The sequence below is a fragment of the Catellatospora aurea genome (genome assembly GCF_042663325.1).
Lineage (GTDB): Bacteria > Actinomycetota > Actinomycetes > Mycobacteriales > Micromonosporaceae > Catellatospora > Catellatospora aurea.
In genome coordinates, this window is record NZ_JBHTAC010000011.1 from 59,654 (window position 1) to 73,271 (window position 13,618).

At 71.4% G+C, this 13,618-nt stretch carries 14 protein-coding genes and 1 tRNA gene; 7 read left to right on the forward strand and 8 right to left on the reverse strand.

Going from position 1 to position 13,618, the window contains the following annotated elements; genetic code table 11:
- Nucleotides 1–26: 26 nt before the first annotated feature.
- The 4 genes from ACFQO7_RS13265 (at nt 27) to ACFQO7_RS13280 (ending at nt 4,373) form a co-directional block, all read left to right on the forward strand.
- Nucleotides 27–524 carry an NUDIX domain-containing protein gene (locus tag ACFQO7_RS13265; protein WP_376806636.1) on the forward strand — a complete coding sequence of 166 codons (498 nt, stop codon included), beginning with the start codon at nt 27–29 and terminating at the stop codon, nt 522–524.
- Nucleotides 525–575: 51 nt separating this feature from the next.
- Nucleotides 576–1,883, forward strand: coding sequence for an MFS transporter (locus ACFQO7_RS13270; RefSeq protein WP_376806637.1), 1,308 nt, complete (start codon nt 576–578; stop codon nt 1,881–1,883).
- Between the two features lie 104 nt (nt 1,884–1,987).
- Nucleotides 1,988–2,950, forward strand: a complete 963-nt coding sequence (locus ACFQO7_RS13275; protein ID WP_376806638.1) for a class I SAM-dependent methyltransferase — start codon at nt 1,988–1,990, stop codon at nt 2,948–2,950.
- Nucleotides 2,951–3,125: 175 nt separating this feature from the next.
- A complete protein-coding gene (locus ACFQO7_RS13280) occupies nt 3,126–4,373 on the forward strand; it encodes a serine hydrolase domain-containing protein (protein WP_376806639.1) in 1,248 nt (415 codons plus the stop codon).
- 88 nt (nt 4,374–4,461) lie between these two features.
- Here ACFQO7_RS13280 and ACFQO7_RS13285 read toward each other — a convergent pair.
- A tRNA-Thr gene (locus tag ACFQO7_RS13285) sits at nt 4,462–4,534 on the reverse strand.
- A gap of 66 nt (nt 4,535–4,600) precedes the next feature.
- Nucleotides 4,601–4,894, reverse strand: coding sequence for a DUF2218 domain-containing protein (locus tag ACFQO7_RS13290; RefSeq protein WP_376806640.1), 294 nt, complete (start codon nt 4,892–4,894; stop codon nt 4,601–4,603).
- A gap of 133 nt (nt 4,895–5,027) precedes the next feature.
- On the opposite strand from ACFQO7_RS13290, the gene ACFQO7_RS13295 reads away from it, so the two are divergent.
- Together ACFQO7_RS13295 and ACFQO7_RS13300 are read left to right on the forward strand one after the other, a co-directional pair.
- Nucleotides 5,028–6,794 carry a metallophosphoesterase gene (locus ACFQO7_RS13295; RefSeq protein ID WP_376806641.1) on the forward strand — a complete coding sequence of 589 codons (1,767 nt, stop codon included), beginning with the start codon at nt 5,028–5,030 and terminating at the stop codon, nt 6,792–6,794.
- A gap of 133 nt (nt 6,795–6,927) precedes the next feature.
- Nucleotides 6,928–7,740 carry a CPBP family intramembrane glutamic endopeptidase gene (locus tag ACFQO7_RS13300; protein ID WP_376806642.1) on the forward strand — a complete coding sequence of 271 codons (813 nt, stop codon included), beginning with the start codon at nt 6,928–6,930 and terminating at the stop codon, nt 7,738–7,740.
- A 70-nt stretch (nt 7,741–7,810) separates the two neighbouring features.
- On the opposite strand, the gene ACFQO7_RS13305 is transcribed toward ACFQO7_RS13300, so the two are convergent.
- Both ACFQO7_RS13305 and ACFQO7_RS13310 read right to left on the reverse strand, forming a co-directional pair.
- Nucleotides 7,811–8,164, reverse strand: coding sequence for a hypothetical protein (locus tag ACFQO7_RS13305; RefSeq protein ID WP_376806643.1), 354 nt, complete (start codon nt 8,162–8,164; stop codon nt 7,811–7,813).
- Nucleotides 8,165–8,250: 86 nt separating this feature from the next.
- The gene (locus ACFQO7_RS13310) at nt 8,251–9,105 is read right to left on the reverse strand and encodes a PSP1 domain-containing protein (RefSeq protein WP_376806644.1); all 855 of its coding nucleotides are present in this window, start codon (nt 9,103–9,105) and stop codon (nt 8,251–8,253) included.
- A gap of 223 nt (nt 9,106–9,328) precedes the next feature.
- Here ACFQO7_RS13310 and ACFQO7_RS13315 point away from each other — a divergent pair, with 223 nt between their 5' ends.
- Entirely contained in the window at nt 9,329–10,879 is a 1,551-nt protein-coding gene (locus ACFQO7_RS13315) for a hypothetical protein (protein WP_376806645.1), read from the forward strand.
- 8 nt (nt 10,880–10,887) lie between these two features.
- On the opposite strand, the gene ACFQO7_RS13320 is transcribed toward ACFQO7_RS13315, so the two are convergent.
- From ACFQO7_RS13320 to ACFQO7_RS13335, 4 genes are all read right to left on the reverse strand, one after another.
- A complete protein-coding gene (locus ACFQO7_RS13320; protein WP_376806646.1) occupies nt 10,888–11,562 on the reverse strand; it encodes a hypothetical protein in 675 nt (224 codons plus the stop codon).
- Nucleotides 11,562–11,843, reverse strand: coding sequence for a hypothetical protein (locus ACFQO7_RS13325; protein ID WP_376806647.1), 282 nt, complete (start codon nt 11,841–11,843; stop codon nt 11,562–11,564). Before ACFQO7_RS13325 ends, ACFQO7_RS13320 begins: the two co-directional genes overlap by 1 nt.
- Nucleotides 11,840–12,169 (reverse strand): YbaB/EbfC family nucleoid-associated protein, encoded by a 330-nt coding sequence (locus ACFQO7_RS13330; protein WP_376806648.1) that lies wholly within the window; start codon nt 12,167–12,169, stop codon nt 11,840–11,842. Before ACFQO7_RS13330 ends, ACFQO7_RS13325 begins: the two co-directional genes overlap by 4 nt.
- Nucleotides 12,170–12,371: 202 nt before the next feature.
- Nucleotides 12,372–13,571 carry a DNA polymerase III subunit delta' gene (locus tag ACFQO7_RS13335; RefSeq protein ID WP_376806649.1) on the reverse strand — a complete coding sequence of 400 codons (1,200 nt, stop codon included), beginning with the start codon at nt 13,569–13,571 and terminating at the stop codon, nt 12,372–12,374.
- Nucleotides 13,572–13,618: the final 47 nt, after the last annotated feature.

Here is a 13,618-nt window from a genome sequence, read left to right on the forward strand (position 1 = left end):
AGTCCGGGGGATCTAGGCTGGCGCTCATGGGTGCTGAGGACGGCTGGGTGAACTCGTACCACGGGAAGATGCGCGCGGCCATGGGCGACGCGACGCTCTTCTTCCTCGGGGCGCGCGGTGTCATCCGGGACGAGCAGGGCCGGATCCTGCTGATCAAGCGCACCGACAACGGGTACTGGGCCTTTCCCGCCGGGGCGATGGAGTTGGGCGAGTCGATGCGCGACTGCGCGATCCGGGAGACGTTCGAGGAGACCGGGCTCAAGGCCGGCCAGGCGACGCTGTTCGCCTTCCTGTCCGGGCCGCAGTACACCTTCACGAACATCTTCGGCGACACCTACCAGCACGTCTCCGGGTCGTACCTGCTGACCGAGATCTCCGGCGAGCTGACCCCCGACCCGGACGAGGCCGCCGACGCGGGCTGGTTCGCCCCGGACGACCTGCCCGAGCCGACCTCGGGCGCGGTGCGCTGGACGCTGGACCACCTGGCCCGGTTCGAGGAGACCGGCCAGATCTACTCCGACTGAGCCGGATACCCGCTTGCCGGTGACGCGGCTCAGCAGGCAGTATCGGCGCACGTGACGAGCAAGAGGCGCTTCGCGCTGGACCTGACGCCGCTGCGCCGGCGCGACTTCCGGCTGGTGTACACGGCGGCCGGGGTCAGCAGCTTCGGTTCGATGATCACGTACGTGACCATCCCGTTCCAGATCAAGCAGATGACCGGCGACCCGCTGATCGTCGGCCTGCTCGGCGTGGTGGAGCTGGTCCCGCTGCTGTTCATGGCGTTCGTGGGCGGCGCGCTGGCCGACTACGTGGACCGCCGCAAGCTCGTCTTCTGGGCCGAGGCGGGCCTCGCCGTCCTGACCGGCCTGCTGCTGCTCAACGCGCTGGTCGGCAGCCCCCAGGTCTGGGTGCTGTTCGTCATCGCCGGCCTGGCCGCCGCGGTCGACGGCATCCACCGCCCGGCGATGGACGCGATGATGCCGCGGCTGGCTCCCGCCGAGGAGATGGCGTCGGTCGGCGCGCTCAACTCGCTGCGCTGGCAGGTCGCCCAGATCGCCGGCCCGACGCTGGCCGGTCTCATGATCGCCAACCTTGATGTGGCCTGGGTGTTCGGGTTTGACCTGGCCACCTTCGTCGTCTCGCTGGTCTGCTTCGGGCTGGTGCGTGCGGTCGCCCCGCCGGAGGCCGCCGAACGCCCGTCGCTGCGCTCCGTCGTCGAGGGCATCCGGTATGCCCGCAGCCGCCCCGAGCTGATCGGCACCTACCTGGTCGACATCAACGCGATGTTCTTCGCCTTCCCGGTCGCCCTCTACCCGTGGGTGGCCGACAAGTACGGCGGCGCGTCGGTGCTCGGCCTCTTCTACGCCGCGCTGGCCACCGGCTCCCTGCTGGTCACGGTCACCTCTGGCTGGACGGCCCGGGTGCACCGGCACGGCCTGGCGGTGCTCGTGGCCGCGGGCGCGTGGGGCCTCGGCATCGTGCTGTTCGGCCTGGCCGGCTCGCTGTGGCTGGCACTGCTCGGCCTGGTAGTCGCGGGCGCCTCGGACATGATCTCCGGGCTGTTCCGGGGGGTGATCTGGAACCAGACCATCCCCGACCACCTGCGCGGCCGGCTGGCCGGTATCGAGATGCTGTCCTACCTGACCGGCCCGATGCTGGGGCAGACCCGCGCCGGGCTCAGCGCCCGCTGGTGGGGCTACAGCGGCGCGGTCGTCTGGGGCGGGGTGCTGTGCGTCGCCGGCACCGGCGCGCTGGCCGCCGCCCTGCCCGCCTTCCTGCGGTACGACGGCCGCGAGGGCCTGGCCCGCAAACAGGCCGAGGAGGCCGCCCGCGCCGCCGAACTCGCCGCGCTCCGGCCGGCCGAGGCCCCGACTCCGGCGTGAACGATTCAGCCCGCGGAAGGTTTCTGCCTATTCGGGCATTTTCTCACGGCTTGTCGATTAGCCTCCTGATTGGGGCAATTCGCTAAGCGGGACGGGGCGTTCGCATGCAGACCACACCCATCGACGTCATCGACTACGACGCCAACGGCTACGACTACCGCGAGTACTGGTCGGGCCGGGACTACGAGCTGTGGGCCGAGCAGCGGGTGCTCCGGCGGCTGGTGCCCAAGCTGGGCCGGCCCGCCTGGTTCGCCGACTTCGGCGGCGCGTTCGGCCGCAACGCGGGGCACTACCTGCCCCGGGCCGCACACGCGGTGATCATGGACTACTCGGCGACCAACCTGCGCAACGCGGGCGAGCGGCACGCCGCCGAGGTCGCCGCCGGCCGGCTGCACCTGGTCCGCGCCGACCTCTACCGCATCCCGTTCCGGGACTTCGCCTTCGACGCGGGCATGGTGGTCCGGGTGCTGCACCACCTGTCCGACGTCGACCGCGGCCTGACCGAGATGAGCCGCACCGTGGGCAGCCGCTGGCTGGTCGACGTGCCGATCAAGCACCACGTGCTGGGCCTGGCCCGCGGGCTGCGCTGCGGGCAACTGCGCGAGGTGCGCAGCCCGGACCCGGTGGCCATGGGCGTCGAGGAGCAGTTCTGGAACTTCCGGCTCGGCGCGGTCCGCGAGCGGCTCGGCGACCTCGGCTGGCGCACCTCGCTCGGCGCGAGCGTGAACAACTTCCGGCAGTGGGAGAAGGTCGCCCCGCGCGCGAACCGGCTGGCCCGCCCGTTCGTGCACGGGATGGAGGTGGTCGCGCAGACCTGGGGCAAGGGCTGGTGGGGGCCGAGTCAGTTCGTCGTCGCCCGGCGGCACGACCCGGCGCAGCCCGCGTACGACCGGCCGGGCGGGCACACCGCGGACCTGCCGCCGGAGCTGGCGGGCCTGGCCCGGCGCGTGGTCTGCCCGGTCTGCATGACCCGGCTGAACTGGACGCTGGAGACCGCCACCTGCATCCGCTGCGATCACACCTACCACCGCCACCGGGCGTTCTGGGACTTCGTCCCGCCACTGTGAGCTGAGAAGCAAAGGAAGGGCACCTTCTTATCGCTTTGCGATGTAGAAGGTGCCCTTCCCATCGCCGAGGGCCGCCATCCCGAGGAAAGCTCACCTACCGAACTGTCATCTGATGTACTCGATGGGCAGGTAAGGGGCATTCAGTGTGAACTGGGCGGGCACGGGGGTACCTGGGATGCGACGGTCAGGCGTCATCGGAATGGGCCTGTCGCTGGTCGCGGCCGCGGCCGTCGCGGGCTGCGGCAACGTCGTCGAGCGACCCGCGACCTGGCGGTCACCCGCCCCGGCCGCCCCCGCCTACGCGACGGCGCTCGACGCCCGGCTTCAGGCCATCATGAAAGACATGCGCGTCCCCGGCGCGGTCGTCATGATCACGTCTCCGGCGAAGGGCGACTGGACCAAGGCGTACGGCACCCGCACCGTCGAGGGCGGCGGCCCCGTGACCGTGGACGACCACTTCCGGATCGGCTCGAACACCAAGACCATGACCGGCACGGTGCTCCTGCAACTGGTCCAGGAAGGCAAGATCGCCCTCGCCGACCCGGTGTCGAAGTATCGCCCGGAGGTCCCCAACGGCGACAACATCACGATCACCCAGCTGCTGGACATGCGCAGCGGGCTCTACAACTACTCCGAGGACGAGCAGTTCAACGCCCAGCTCGACAACGACCCGACCCGGGTGTGGAAGCCGGAGGAACTGCTCGCCATCGCGTTCGCCAAGCCGCCGTACTTCGCTCCCGGCACCGCGTTCCACTACTCGAACACCAACCTGATCCTGGCCGGGCTCATCATCGAACAGCTCACCGGGCGCACCCTGCGGGAGGAGTTCCAGCAGCGCCTCTTCGGCCCGCTCAGCCTCGGCCAGACGTCGCTGCCCCCGGACAACGACAACGGCCTGCCCGCTCCCCACCCGCAGGGCTACATGTTCGGCACGAACGTCAGCACGCTCACCGACCCCGCGCTGCCCGCCGCCGAGCAGGCCGCCGCCGCGAACGGCACCCTGCTCCCCAAGGACGTCACGGTCAGCAACCCGTCGTGGGCGTGGGCGGCGGGCGGCGCGATCTCCACCGCCGCCGACCTGACCAGGTACGTCACCGCCATGGTCGGCGGCGGCCTGCTCGACGCGAAGACACAGCAGACGCGGATGGCCAGCATCCTGCCCATCGGCGCGCCGGGCCCGATCGAGGTCGGCTACGGGCTGGCGATCGTCCGCTTCGGTCCGCTGTACGGCCACGACGGCCAGATCCCCGGCTACAACTCCTTCATGGCGCACGATCCCGTACGCAAGGACACCGTCATCGTGCTGACCTCGCTGTTCGCGGGCCCCGACGGCAAGCAGCCGGCCAACCAGATGGCCATGGCGATCATGCAGGCGCTGTACGGCATCCCGGCTGCCGCCGCCTCCCCATCGCCCAGCCGCTGAAGACGGCCGGCGCGAGCGCGGCATCTGGTAGCCAGCCGACAGCAGAAAGCCCCAGGTCAGATGTACTGACCTGGGGCTTTCGTCACCGAGCCGCCTAACGGAATCGAACCGTTGACCTTGTTATTACGAGTAACACGCTCTACCGACTGAGCTAAGGCGGCAACGTCGCATCACTATACGCGATCAGTCGGGCCTACGGCCAACGGGTAGGGCGGCGGGTCACATCTTCACCCGGCGACGGGCGTGAACTGCCCGAACTTGAGCCCGTCCTTCTCCCCGAAGCGCTCCGCGTGGCTCACGATCACCCGCTGCACGGTGGCGGCCCGCTCGGCGTCCTCGGCCTCGATGCGGACCACGAGGGCGTCGGCGGTGGCGGTCAGCTCGGCCCGGCCGGCCTCGAAGCGGGCGGTGCCGTGGTCCTCGGCCAGCTCCACCTCGATCTTGTGGCTGAAGTGGCCCAGCACCTGCTTGAGGTAGCGCGGCGCGCGCGTGGTGGGGGCATTCCCCTCAACGATCATCATGGACTTAGGTTAACCTAACTCTTGCTGGTCGCCCACTCGACGGCCACGGCGGGTGTCCGGTTGGCGGCAGCCGGTGCGGATTGCCCGATCGGGCCGCTGCGACCCGTTCCACTGCGGACTAGGCTGCGCTGCTGTGACCGTGATCCCTCCGCGCAGTCCCTCAGACCCGACGCCGGTGTCGGGCCGGACGCACCGTCCGAGCAAACTCGAACCGGCCGAGCTCGGGTTCACCCCCCAACCTCCGGTGGCCTGGCTGAGCCCGCTGCAGCTCGCCGCCACGGGCGTACGCGTCGCGTTCGCCGCACAGTTCGGCGCCTATCTGGACAAACGCGAGCTGCAGAACGCCTTCCCCACCAAGGTCCACGACGAGCACGTGAACGACGACGAGTTGTGGATGGACTACGTCGCCGACCTCGGCGACGGGTTCAACGCCACCTACTCGGTGGCCTATCTCATGGCTCAGGAAGAGATCGAGGCGAGCGGCGAGCGGCTGCCCCGCGGCCGGGTCCTGGTGCTCGGCGGCGACTCCGTCTACCCGACCGCCAGCGGCAAGGCGTACGAGGACCGGTTCGAAGGGCCGTTCCGCGCGGCGCTGCCGCAGGTCCCGGCCGAGAACGGGCCGACGCTGTTCGCCCTGCCGGGCAACCACGACTGGTACGACGGCCTCACCGCATTCCTGCGCCTGTTCGCCCGGCGCGAGGGTTCGCGTATCGGCGGCTGGCGCACCAAGCAGACCCGCTCGTACTTCGCGCTGCAGCTGCCGCACCGCTGGTGGCTGCTGGCACTGGACGCCCAGGGCGCGGCCTACATGGACGACCCGCAGCTGGAGTACTTCCGCGGAGTCGCCGCCAACATCGAGGAAGGCGACCGGATCATCCTGGTCACCCCGCAGCCGGCCTGGGTACAGTCCGAGGAGCACCCGCTCTACTACGACACCATCGACTACTTCCTGCGTACGGTGATCGACCCGACCGGCGCGAGCGTCGCGCTGATGGTCAGCGGCGACCTGCACCACTACGCGCGGTACGCGCAGACCGACAGCGGCCAGCAGCTCATCACCTGCGGCGGCGGCGGGGCCTACATGGCGGCCACCAACCACCTCCCCGAGGCGATCACCGTGCCGCCCAAGCACTCGCAGGTACGCCGGCAGAGCACCGGACTGCCGTACAAGTTGCAGAAGACGTACCCGACGAAGCTGCGTTCGCGCTGGCTGGGCAGCGGGGTGTTCGCCCGGCTGCCGTGGCGCAACCCGGGCTTCGCCACGATGCTCGGCATCATGCACACGATGCTGATGCTGGCGTTGAACAACGCGGCGGGCCGCATCCTCACCGTGCCGATCTTCATGATGACGGCGCTGGTGATGTTCTCGTGCGTGTTCTTCTCGGTCGGCCTGACCGAGGCCGCGGCGAAGATAACCCCGGTGGTGTTGGGCGCCTTGCACGGCTGTGCGCACATCGCGCTGGGCGTGCTGGGCCTGTTCCTGTGGCGGCTGCTGCCGTTCGACGGTTACAAGCCCGCGGTGGAGGCGGCCCTGGCGGTGGTGATCTACCTGACCCCGGCCGGCGTCGCGGCGGCGCTGCTGGTGTCGCTGTACCTGCTGATAGCGGCCTCGTTCAAGGTCAACGTCAACGAACTGTACGCGGGACAGGGCATCGAGGACTTCAAGAGCTTCCTGCGCATGCGTTTCGCCCCCGACGGCTCGCTGAGCATCTACGTGGTCGGCATCGACAAGATCTCGAAGAAGTGGAAGCCGCAGCCGACGGGCTCCTGGTTCCGCCCCGCCACGGCGCTCAAGCCGCGCCTGGTCGACGAGGTCATCACGCTCGGCCCGGCCAAGCAGCACGCCGCCCCACCGGCCGTACTGCCCTCCGACGCCCAGGACCCGAGCAACGCGGCATAGCGGTCCCCGCTCACGGCTCCCGCATCGACACCTTCGGGCAGACGGTGCGGGAGCCGTTCCGCTGTCAGGCCCCCGCACGCCGTGTCAGGGCCGCAACAGGCCCGTGGCAGGAGGCGGCGCGAACCTTTGCGGCATGGAGAACACGCTGACCCGCCCCGCCGCTCCGACGGCCCCCCGTTCGAACCGTCTGGTCGAGCTGCTGCTCGCCGACCGCCACTCCCTCGCGCTGTCGACCGCGCTGCACCTGGTGCCAGGCGCCCTGGTCGTCGCCGCCTACCTGTTCCTCGCCGAGCCGTTCGTCAAAGCGATCAACTACCCGGTCTTCCTGGCCTGGGCGATAGCCCTGGTGATCGTGCTGGGGCCGCTGATGTTCGGCCTACTGTGGCTGGGCCGCAAACGCACCGGCCGCTACACGCTGCGCACCGTGGCGCATTATCGAGACAAACCGATCTCACGCGGAAAGATCATCGCTCTCGTCGCCGGGCTCATCGTGTGGATGACGGTGGTGTCGCTCTCGCTGGTGCCGCTGGACAACTTCGTCTTCGACAACTTCTTCACCTGGATCCCGTTCGAAGGCGCGGGCGGCAGCGCCACCACCTACATCGACGGGTACTCCCACGCGCAGCTGGTCGTCACGATGCTTGTCTGCCTGCCGCTGACCGGCTTCACGCTGCCGCTGATCGAGGAGTACTACTTCCGCGGCTTCCTGCTGCCCCGCATCGCCCACCTGCACTGGGGTGCGCCCGTGCTCAACACGGTCCTGTTCTCGGTCTACCACTTCTGGGCGCCGTGGACCGTCCTGTCGAAGATCGTCTTCCTGTTCCCGGCGGTCTGGCTCGTCTGGCGCAAACACGACATCCGGATCTCCATCGGCATGCACCCCGGCACCTGCCTGCTCATGGCCACGATCGGCACCATCGCGATCATCCTGGGCGTCACGCCCTGACGGCCGCCTCACGGCTCCCGCACACCGACGCCTTCGGGCAGAGGGTGCGGGAGCCGTGCCGCGTGCGTCTTCAGCCCACGGAAGAGGCGACGTGCTCGAAGATGTCGGCGTCCGTCTCCTGCTGCCACTCGGGCAGTTGCTCCCAGTCGGCGACGTAGGCGGGCTTGGGGTCCGGGATGTGCCGGTAGATCTGGGCGATCCAGCACAGGGCCACGAAACGGCCCTTCTGCTCCCGCGAGAGCTTTTCGGTGCCGCCCTGGCGGATCAGGAGCGCCACCTGCTCGTAGACGGCACCGGCACTGGCCCGCTCCCAGGCCGGGGTGTCCTCCCACGGCGTGACGTAGGACGGCTTGGGCTCGCCGGGGAAGTGCTTGCGCACTCCAGCGATCCACGCCTCGCGGAAGATCTCCCCACCGGTCATCATGCCCCCAGCATCTCGGCTTGCACGTTCATCAGCTTTCGCGAAATAAGACCGGAGCCGGTCTCTCGTGCGATCTCCGAGCACCAGGCTCAGACGGCGTAGCGGTCCTCGTACGCCTTGCGGCTCCCGCACACCGACGCCTTCGGGCAGACGGTGCGGGAGCCGTCCGCCGCGAGGCGGATGACGACCGCGTCGCGCGGCACCGAGTGCCCGACCACGCGCCCCTCGCCCTCGGGCGTGCTCACCTGCTCGCCGATGGCCGGGGCGTTGCCGTGGAAGTCCTGGTACATGGGGTGTTCATATTTGAGACAACACATGAGTCGCCCGCACGCCCCCGAGATGCGCATCGGGTTGAGCGGCAGGTCCTGCTCCTTGGCCATGCGGATGCTGACCGGCTCGAACTCGGTCAGGAACGTCGAGCAGCACAGGTCGCGGCCGCACGAGCCGATGCCGCCCTGCACCTTCGCCGAGTCGCGGGCCGACAGCTGGCGCAGCTCCACCCGGCAGCGCAGGGTCGCGCCGAGGTCACGGACCAGCGAGCGGAAGTCGACCCGGTGCGGGGCGGTGAAGTACACGGTGGTGCGCGGGCTGGGGCCGGGGTCGTCGCCGTCGGCCGGGCCGCCGGGCACGTGGTCCACGGCGATGACCTTCATGGGCAGCTGGTGCTCGCGGATGAGCCGGTTCGCGGCGACGCGGGCCTCGGCCTTGCGCTGGCGGATCAGCTCGTCGCGGCTCACGTCGTCGGGCCCGGCTATGCCGATGACCTTCGGGAAGCCGGAGGTGTCCTCCTCGCTCCACTCGGCGGCCCAGACGCAGTCGGCGACCTCGGGGCCGTCGTCGGTGGCGACCAGCACCTTGTCGCCGACCCGTGGCCGGAACTCACCGGGGTCGAGGTAGTACAGCTTCCCGTACCGGTTGAAGGTGACCGCGCAGAGCATGCCCATCGGGACACGATAGCCCGGTTCCGGGCATCTGCGGAGATCCGCGACGCTCCGGGATCGACGGAAGACCGCTGGAGAAACAGTTCTAGTTGCGTACCTTTTCGGTTGATTCGTCGTTAGCTCATGTGGATAGGTCTTCGGATTCCCCCGTAACCCTGCCCAGAAGCCTTCGTTGGGCCACGACGTAGGTGCGCACCCCCGCGCACCCGTCCGCCCCGGAGGAAGCATGCGCCGCCATCTCGCCGCAGCCAGCACGGTCGCCCTTGTCTCGCTCAGCTCACTGACGATCCTGTCCACGCCCGCCGCCGCGGGGGTGTGCGACCGGCCCGCCGGGTACGCCGCGCGCGCCGGTGCCGACCTGTTGAAGGTGGGCGTGCTGAACCTCGGCCCGCTCGGCCTCAAGCTGCCCGCGGTGGCCGATCTGACGATCGCCTCCGCCAACGCCGGCATGTCCGCCACCAGCCGGGTCACCAGCTCCGCAGCGGCCCGCTACGCCGACGCGAAGCTGCTCGGCCTGCAGCTGCCCACCGGGCCGCTGGACGGGCGGGTGTACCAGCAGGCCCCGCCGACGAACGCGACCGGGGTGAAGAACCGGGCGCTGTCGGTGGACCTCGGGCTGGTCAAGGCCGGCACCGGCGACCTCACCGCGCACGCGCGCTGGGCCGAGGGCATGGCCTGCGGCAAGACCGAGGGTCCCGCGGGCGAGGCGGACGCCGCCCTGGTCGACGCCGCGATCCTGCCCGGCGCCCGGGGCGCCCTGGTGAAGGCCACGCACAACGCCTCCGGTGAGGCCCGCACCGCGACCGTGAAGATGGACGAGCGCACCATCGCGTCGGGCGCACAGGCCGAGATCGGCCTGGCCGACCTGGAGCTGCTCGGCGGCGCGATCGACGTCGAGGTGCTGGAGCCGCCGAAGCTCACCGTGCTGGCCACCGGCCGCGCGGCCACCTCGGTGGTCGACTACGACGCCCCGGTCCTGAAGATCACGGGTCCCGGCATCGGCACCAAGACCCTCTCCGGCGTACACCGCGAGATCGAGTTCGCGGTCCCGGCTCCGTCCGCGGGCGGGCTGCTCGGCGCGCTGGATCTGGGCAGCGTGCAGCGCCGGGCCAAGGCCGAGGGCCTGCCGCTGCTCGACGCGAACCCGCTCGGCGGCCTGCTCGACGGGCTCCCGCTGGGCAGCCTGACGCAGACCCTCAAGGGCCTCGGCGGCTCGGGCGGCGGCGGCACCGGCCTGCCCGCGCTGCCGGAGCTGGGCGCCCTGCCCGACCTGGGCAGCCTGCTGAGCGGCAGCGGCGGCAACCTCGCCGGGCTGTGCGAGATCGCCGTCGTGAAGATCTCGATCGGCGAGCTGGAGAAGCGGGTCACCGACCGCGGCGCGACCGCGCAGGCCGCGAGCATCCGCATCCAGGTGCTGGCGCTGAGCCGCCCGAACAGCAAGCCGGCCACCGTGCTCGACCTGGGTGTCGGCCTGCTGAAGGCGTCCGCGACCGCCCCGGCCCGGACCACGCCGACCACCGGGCCCTCGGCACGGCCGTCGACCTCGCCGAGCACGAGCGGACCGGGCAACGGCGGTGGGGGCGCGACTCCTTCGCCGGCTTCCGGCACCGATGACGACGACGACGGCTGCGGCGGTCCCGGCTGCAGCCTGCCGCGTACGGGCACGAGCATCGCCCTGATCGCGGGCACCGGCACCCTGCTGTTCGTGGCGGGCCGGTTCCTGCTCCTGCTGACCCGCCGCCGCACCTCCGGCGGGCCGGAGGATCTGCTGGGCTGACGCCGTATCTACAGCTCGACGCGCAACGTGGTGGCGGTGGACGGGATGTCCGCCGCCACCACTCTCGTCTCCACGACCACCGGGCCGCGCGCCGACAGCTCGTCCAGCTCCGTCAGCAGCGTGTCGACCGCGGCCAGCAGGGCTGCCGCGATCGTCGCGGCAGCCTGGGCCCGGACGGTGGGCACCGGCCCGGAGGCGCTCTCCCCACCCGCGGCCGGCAGGTCGACGTCTGTGACCAGAGCGACCGCTTCCGCGCTGCCGGCGACCCGGGCCAGCTCGCGGGCGACCGCCGCCCGGCCCGCCGTCAACACGTCGGCCAGTTCCTCGTGAAACGCCGCGTCGGCCCGCAGCCTGGCGGCCCAGGACGCGGCGTCACCGCCGATCCGCTGCCGGGCCGCCGCGAACGCGTCACCGGCCCGGCCCTCCCAGGACGGCAGCCGGTCGAGGTCGTCGCCGACGACCGCCACCGCTTCGGCATGACCCCGCAGCGCCGCCGCCTGCTGCCGCCACGACTCCGGCGACCAGCCCGCCAACCCGGCCACGGCATCACCGGGCAGCGCGCCCGTGCGCCGCAGCAGCGGCCACACCGGGTGCTGCTCGGGCGCGCCCCAGCGGGCGAGGCTCTCGTCGACCTGGGCCAGCAGGCCGGCCGTGTTCGCTTGCAGGTGCCGCAGCGCGTCCATCACACCAGCCCGCCCCGGTCCTGCTCGGTCATCCGGTAGGTGCTGCCGGCGGCACGCACGCCGTGTGCCAGCTCGGTGAGTTCCCGGTCGAGGCGGCGGGCGGTGTCCACGTGCCCGGACCACGCCGCACGCTGCCAGTCGACGACCCGGCCGGCCAGGCGCGACAGGCGGCCCGGCGCGTCGACCGCCGCCGGTGCGGGCGCCGCGCGGTCCAGCGCCGGGACGAGCCCGGCCACCTCGGCGGCGAGCCCGCCGATCCGATCCGCCAGCTCGTTCGTCACCGGGCACCTCCGAGCGCAATGAAGTCGCCGAACGTCTCCTCGTACACCTTGCGCCGGGCCCACGCCGCGGCGTCGTGCGCCGCGGTGATCGCCTGCTGGATCGCGCGCGACAGCTGCGGAGCGGTCAGCCCGTCGAGCGAGCCGGTCACCACCACCTTGCGGACCGCGCCGTCCCCACCGACCACGACCTCGACCAGGTCGTCGGGGTCGTGCACGGTCACCTCCAGCTCGGCCAGGGCGCGGGCGAGGCTTGCCTGCCGCTCCTCGATCCGCCGGTATGACGCGATCGCCTCCTCGATCCAGGCGTCGTCGATCTCCCGGGGCATGCGGCGGCTCCTCAATGGACGGCATCGATTCCGCCAGAACGCTACCGGCAAATCCCCCACCACCGACACCCCTGTGGACAACCCCTGTGGACAACCCACCCCACCCGTCCCCCCACCTGCCGCAACTCTTATAGAGTCGGCCTCACCCGCGCAGCCTGAAGCCGCAACTCGTTAAGAGTTGCGGCACGAGACGGGGTGGGGGTCAGCCGCGCCAGAGTTCGAGCATCATGGCTTCGACGGCGATGCGGGGTTTGACGTTGGTGTCGATGGCGGTGCGGCAGGCGAGCACCGACTCGAGGCGGCGCAGGGTGCTCTCGGCAGTCCAGCGCTGGGCGGCGGCCTCGGCGAGCGCGGCGGTGTCCGCGTGCACGGGTGAGACCGGGCCGCCCCAGCGGGCGTTGAGCACGTCGCGGTAGAAGCCCGCCAGGTCCAGCAGGGCGCGGTCGAGGGCGTCGCGCTGGGCCCGGGTCGCCCGTGACTTCTGCCGCTTCTCCAGGTCCTTCAGCTGCCCGGCGATGCCGCGTGCCGCGCCGGCGGCGCCCTTGCCGGTGCCGCCCGCGCCGAGCGCCATCTCCAGCGCGGCCCGCTCGGCGGCGTCGGTCTCGGCGACCGCGGCGGCGGCCTCCGCCTCGGCGGCCTCGATCAGCGAACTCGCGGCGTCGAAGCAGGCGCCCACACCGGTCAGCTGGCGCGGCACGGCCAGCACCGCGGCCCGCCGGTCGCGGGCCTGGCTGTCGGCGGCGAGCCTGCGTGCCCGCCCGACATGGCCCTGCGCGGCCGCGGCGACCCAGGCGGCGGTGCGCGGGTCGACGCCGTCGCGCTCCACCAGCAGCGTGCTCACGGCTTCGGCGGCCGGCTGGCGCAGCGGCACCAACCGGCAGCGCGACCGGATGGTGACGGAGATGTCGTCGGGGTGGTCCGAGGGCGCGCAGAGCAGGAAGATCGTCCGGTCCGGCGGCTCCTCGACGGCCTTGAGCAGCGCGTTGCCGGCCGCCTCGGTGAGCCGGTCGGCGTCCTCGATGAGCAGCACCTGCCAGCGGCCGTTGGCCGGGGTGGTGGCCGAGCGCAGCACCAGCTCACGCATCAGCGCGACCGGGATGCTCAGCCCGTCGGGCACCACGAAGCGCACGTCCGGGTGGGTGCCGCCGAGTGTGGTGTGGCATCCGGCGCAGTGGCCGCAGCCGGGTCCGGCGGCCTGGTCGGTGCACTGGAGCGCGGCGGCGAAGGAGCGGGCGGCGACCGAGCGGCCGGAACCGGGCGGGCCGGTGAACAGCCAGGCGTGGGTCATCGCGCCTGCGCCGACGGCCTCGCCACGCAGCACCGCGTCCCCGGCACGGGCGGCGGCCCGCAGCGTCGCGACGGCCTCGGGCTGGCCGACGAGCTGGTCGAAGACGTCCGTCACGCTGCCACCTGCCCGCTCATGCCTGCTCCCGCCACTCCACCGACCTT

Excerpts from the sequence above, each read along its gene's own strand:
- ACFQO7_RS13265 (WP_376806636.1), top strand. The coding sequence starts at position 27 with ATGGGTGCTGAGGACGGCTGGGTGAACTCGTACCACGGGAAGATGCGC.
- ACFQO7_RS13320 (WP_376806646.1), bottom strand. The coding sequence starts at position 11,562 with ATGGACGCGCTGCGGCACCTGCAAGCGAACACGGCCGGCCTGCTGGCC.
- ACFQO7_RS13310 (WP_376806644.1), bottom strand. The coding sequence starts at position 9,105 with ATGGGCATGCTCTGCGCGGTCACCTTCAACCGGTACGGGAAGCTGTAC.
- ACFQO7_RS13330 (WP_376806648.1), bottom strand. The coding sequence starts at position 12,169 with ATGCCCCGGGAGATCGACGACGCCTGGATCGAGGAGGCGATCGCGTCA.
- ACFQO7_RS13315 (WP_376806645.1), top strand. The coding sequence starts at position 9,329 with ATGCGCCGCCATCTCGCCGCAGCCAGCACGGTCGCCCTTGTCTCGCTC.
- ACFQO7_RS13280 (WP_376806639.1), top strand. The coding sequence starts at position 3,126 with ATGCGACGGTCAGGCGTCATCGGAATGGGCCTGTCGCTGGTCGCGGCC.
- ACFQO7_RS13300 (WP_376806642.1), top strand. The coding sequence starts at position 6,928 with ATGGAGAACACGCTGACCCGCCCCGCCGCTCCGACGGCCCCCCGTTCG.
- ACFQO7_RS13275 (WP_376806638.1), top strand. The coding sequence starts at position 1,988 with ATGCAGACCACACCCATCGACGTCATCGACTACGACGCCAACGGCTAC.
- ACFQO7_RS13305 (WP_376806643.1), bottom strand. The coding sequence starts at position 8,164 with ATGATGACCGGTGGGGAGATCTTCCGCGAGGCGTGGATCGCTGGAGTG.
- ACFQO7_RS13290 (WP_376806640.1), bottom strand. The coding sequence starts at position 4,894 with ATGATGATCGTTGAGGGGAATGCCCCCACCACGCGCGCGCCGCGCTAC.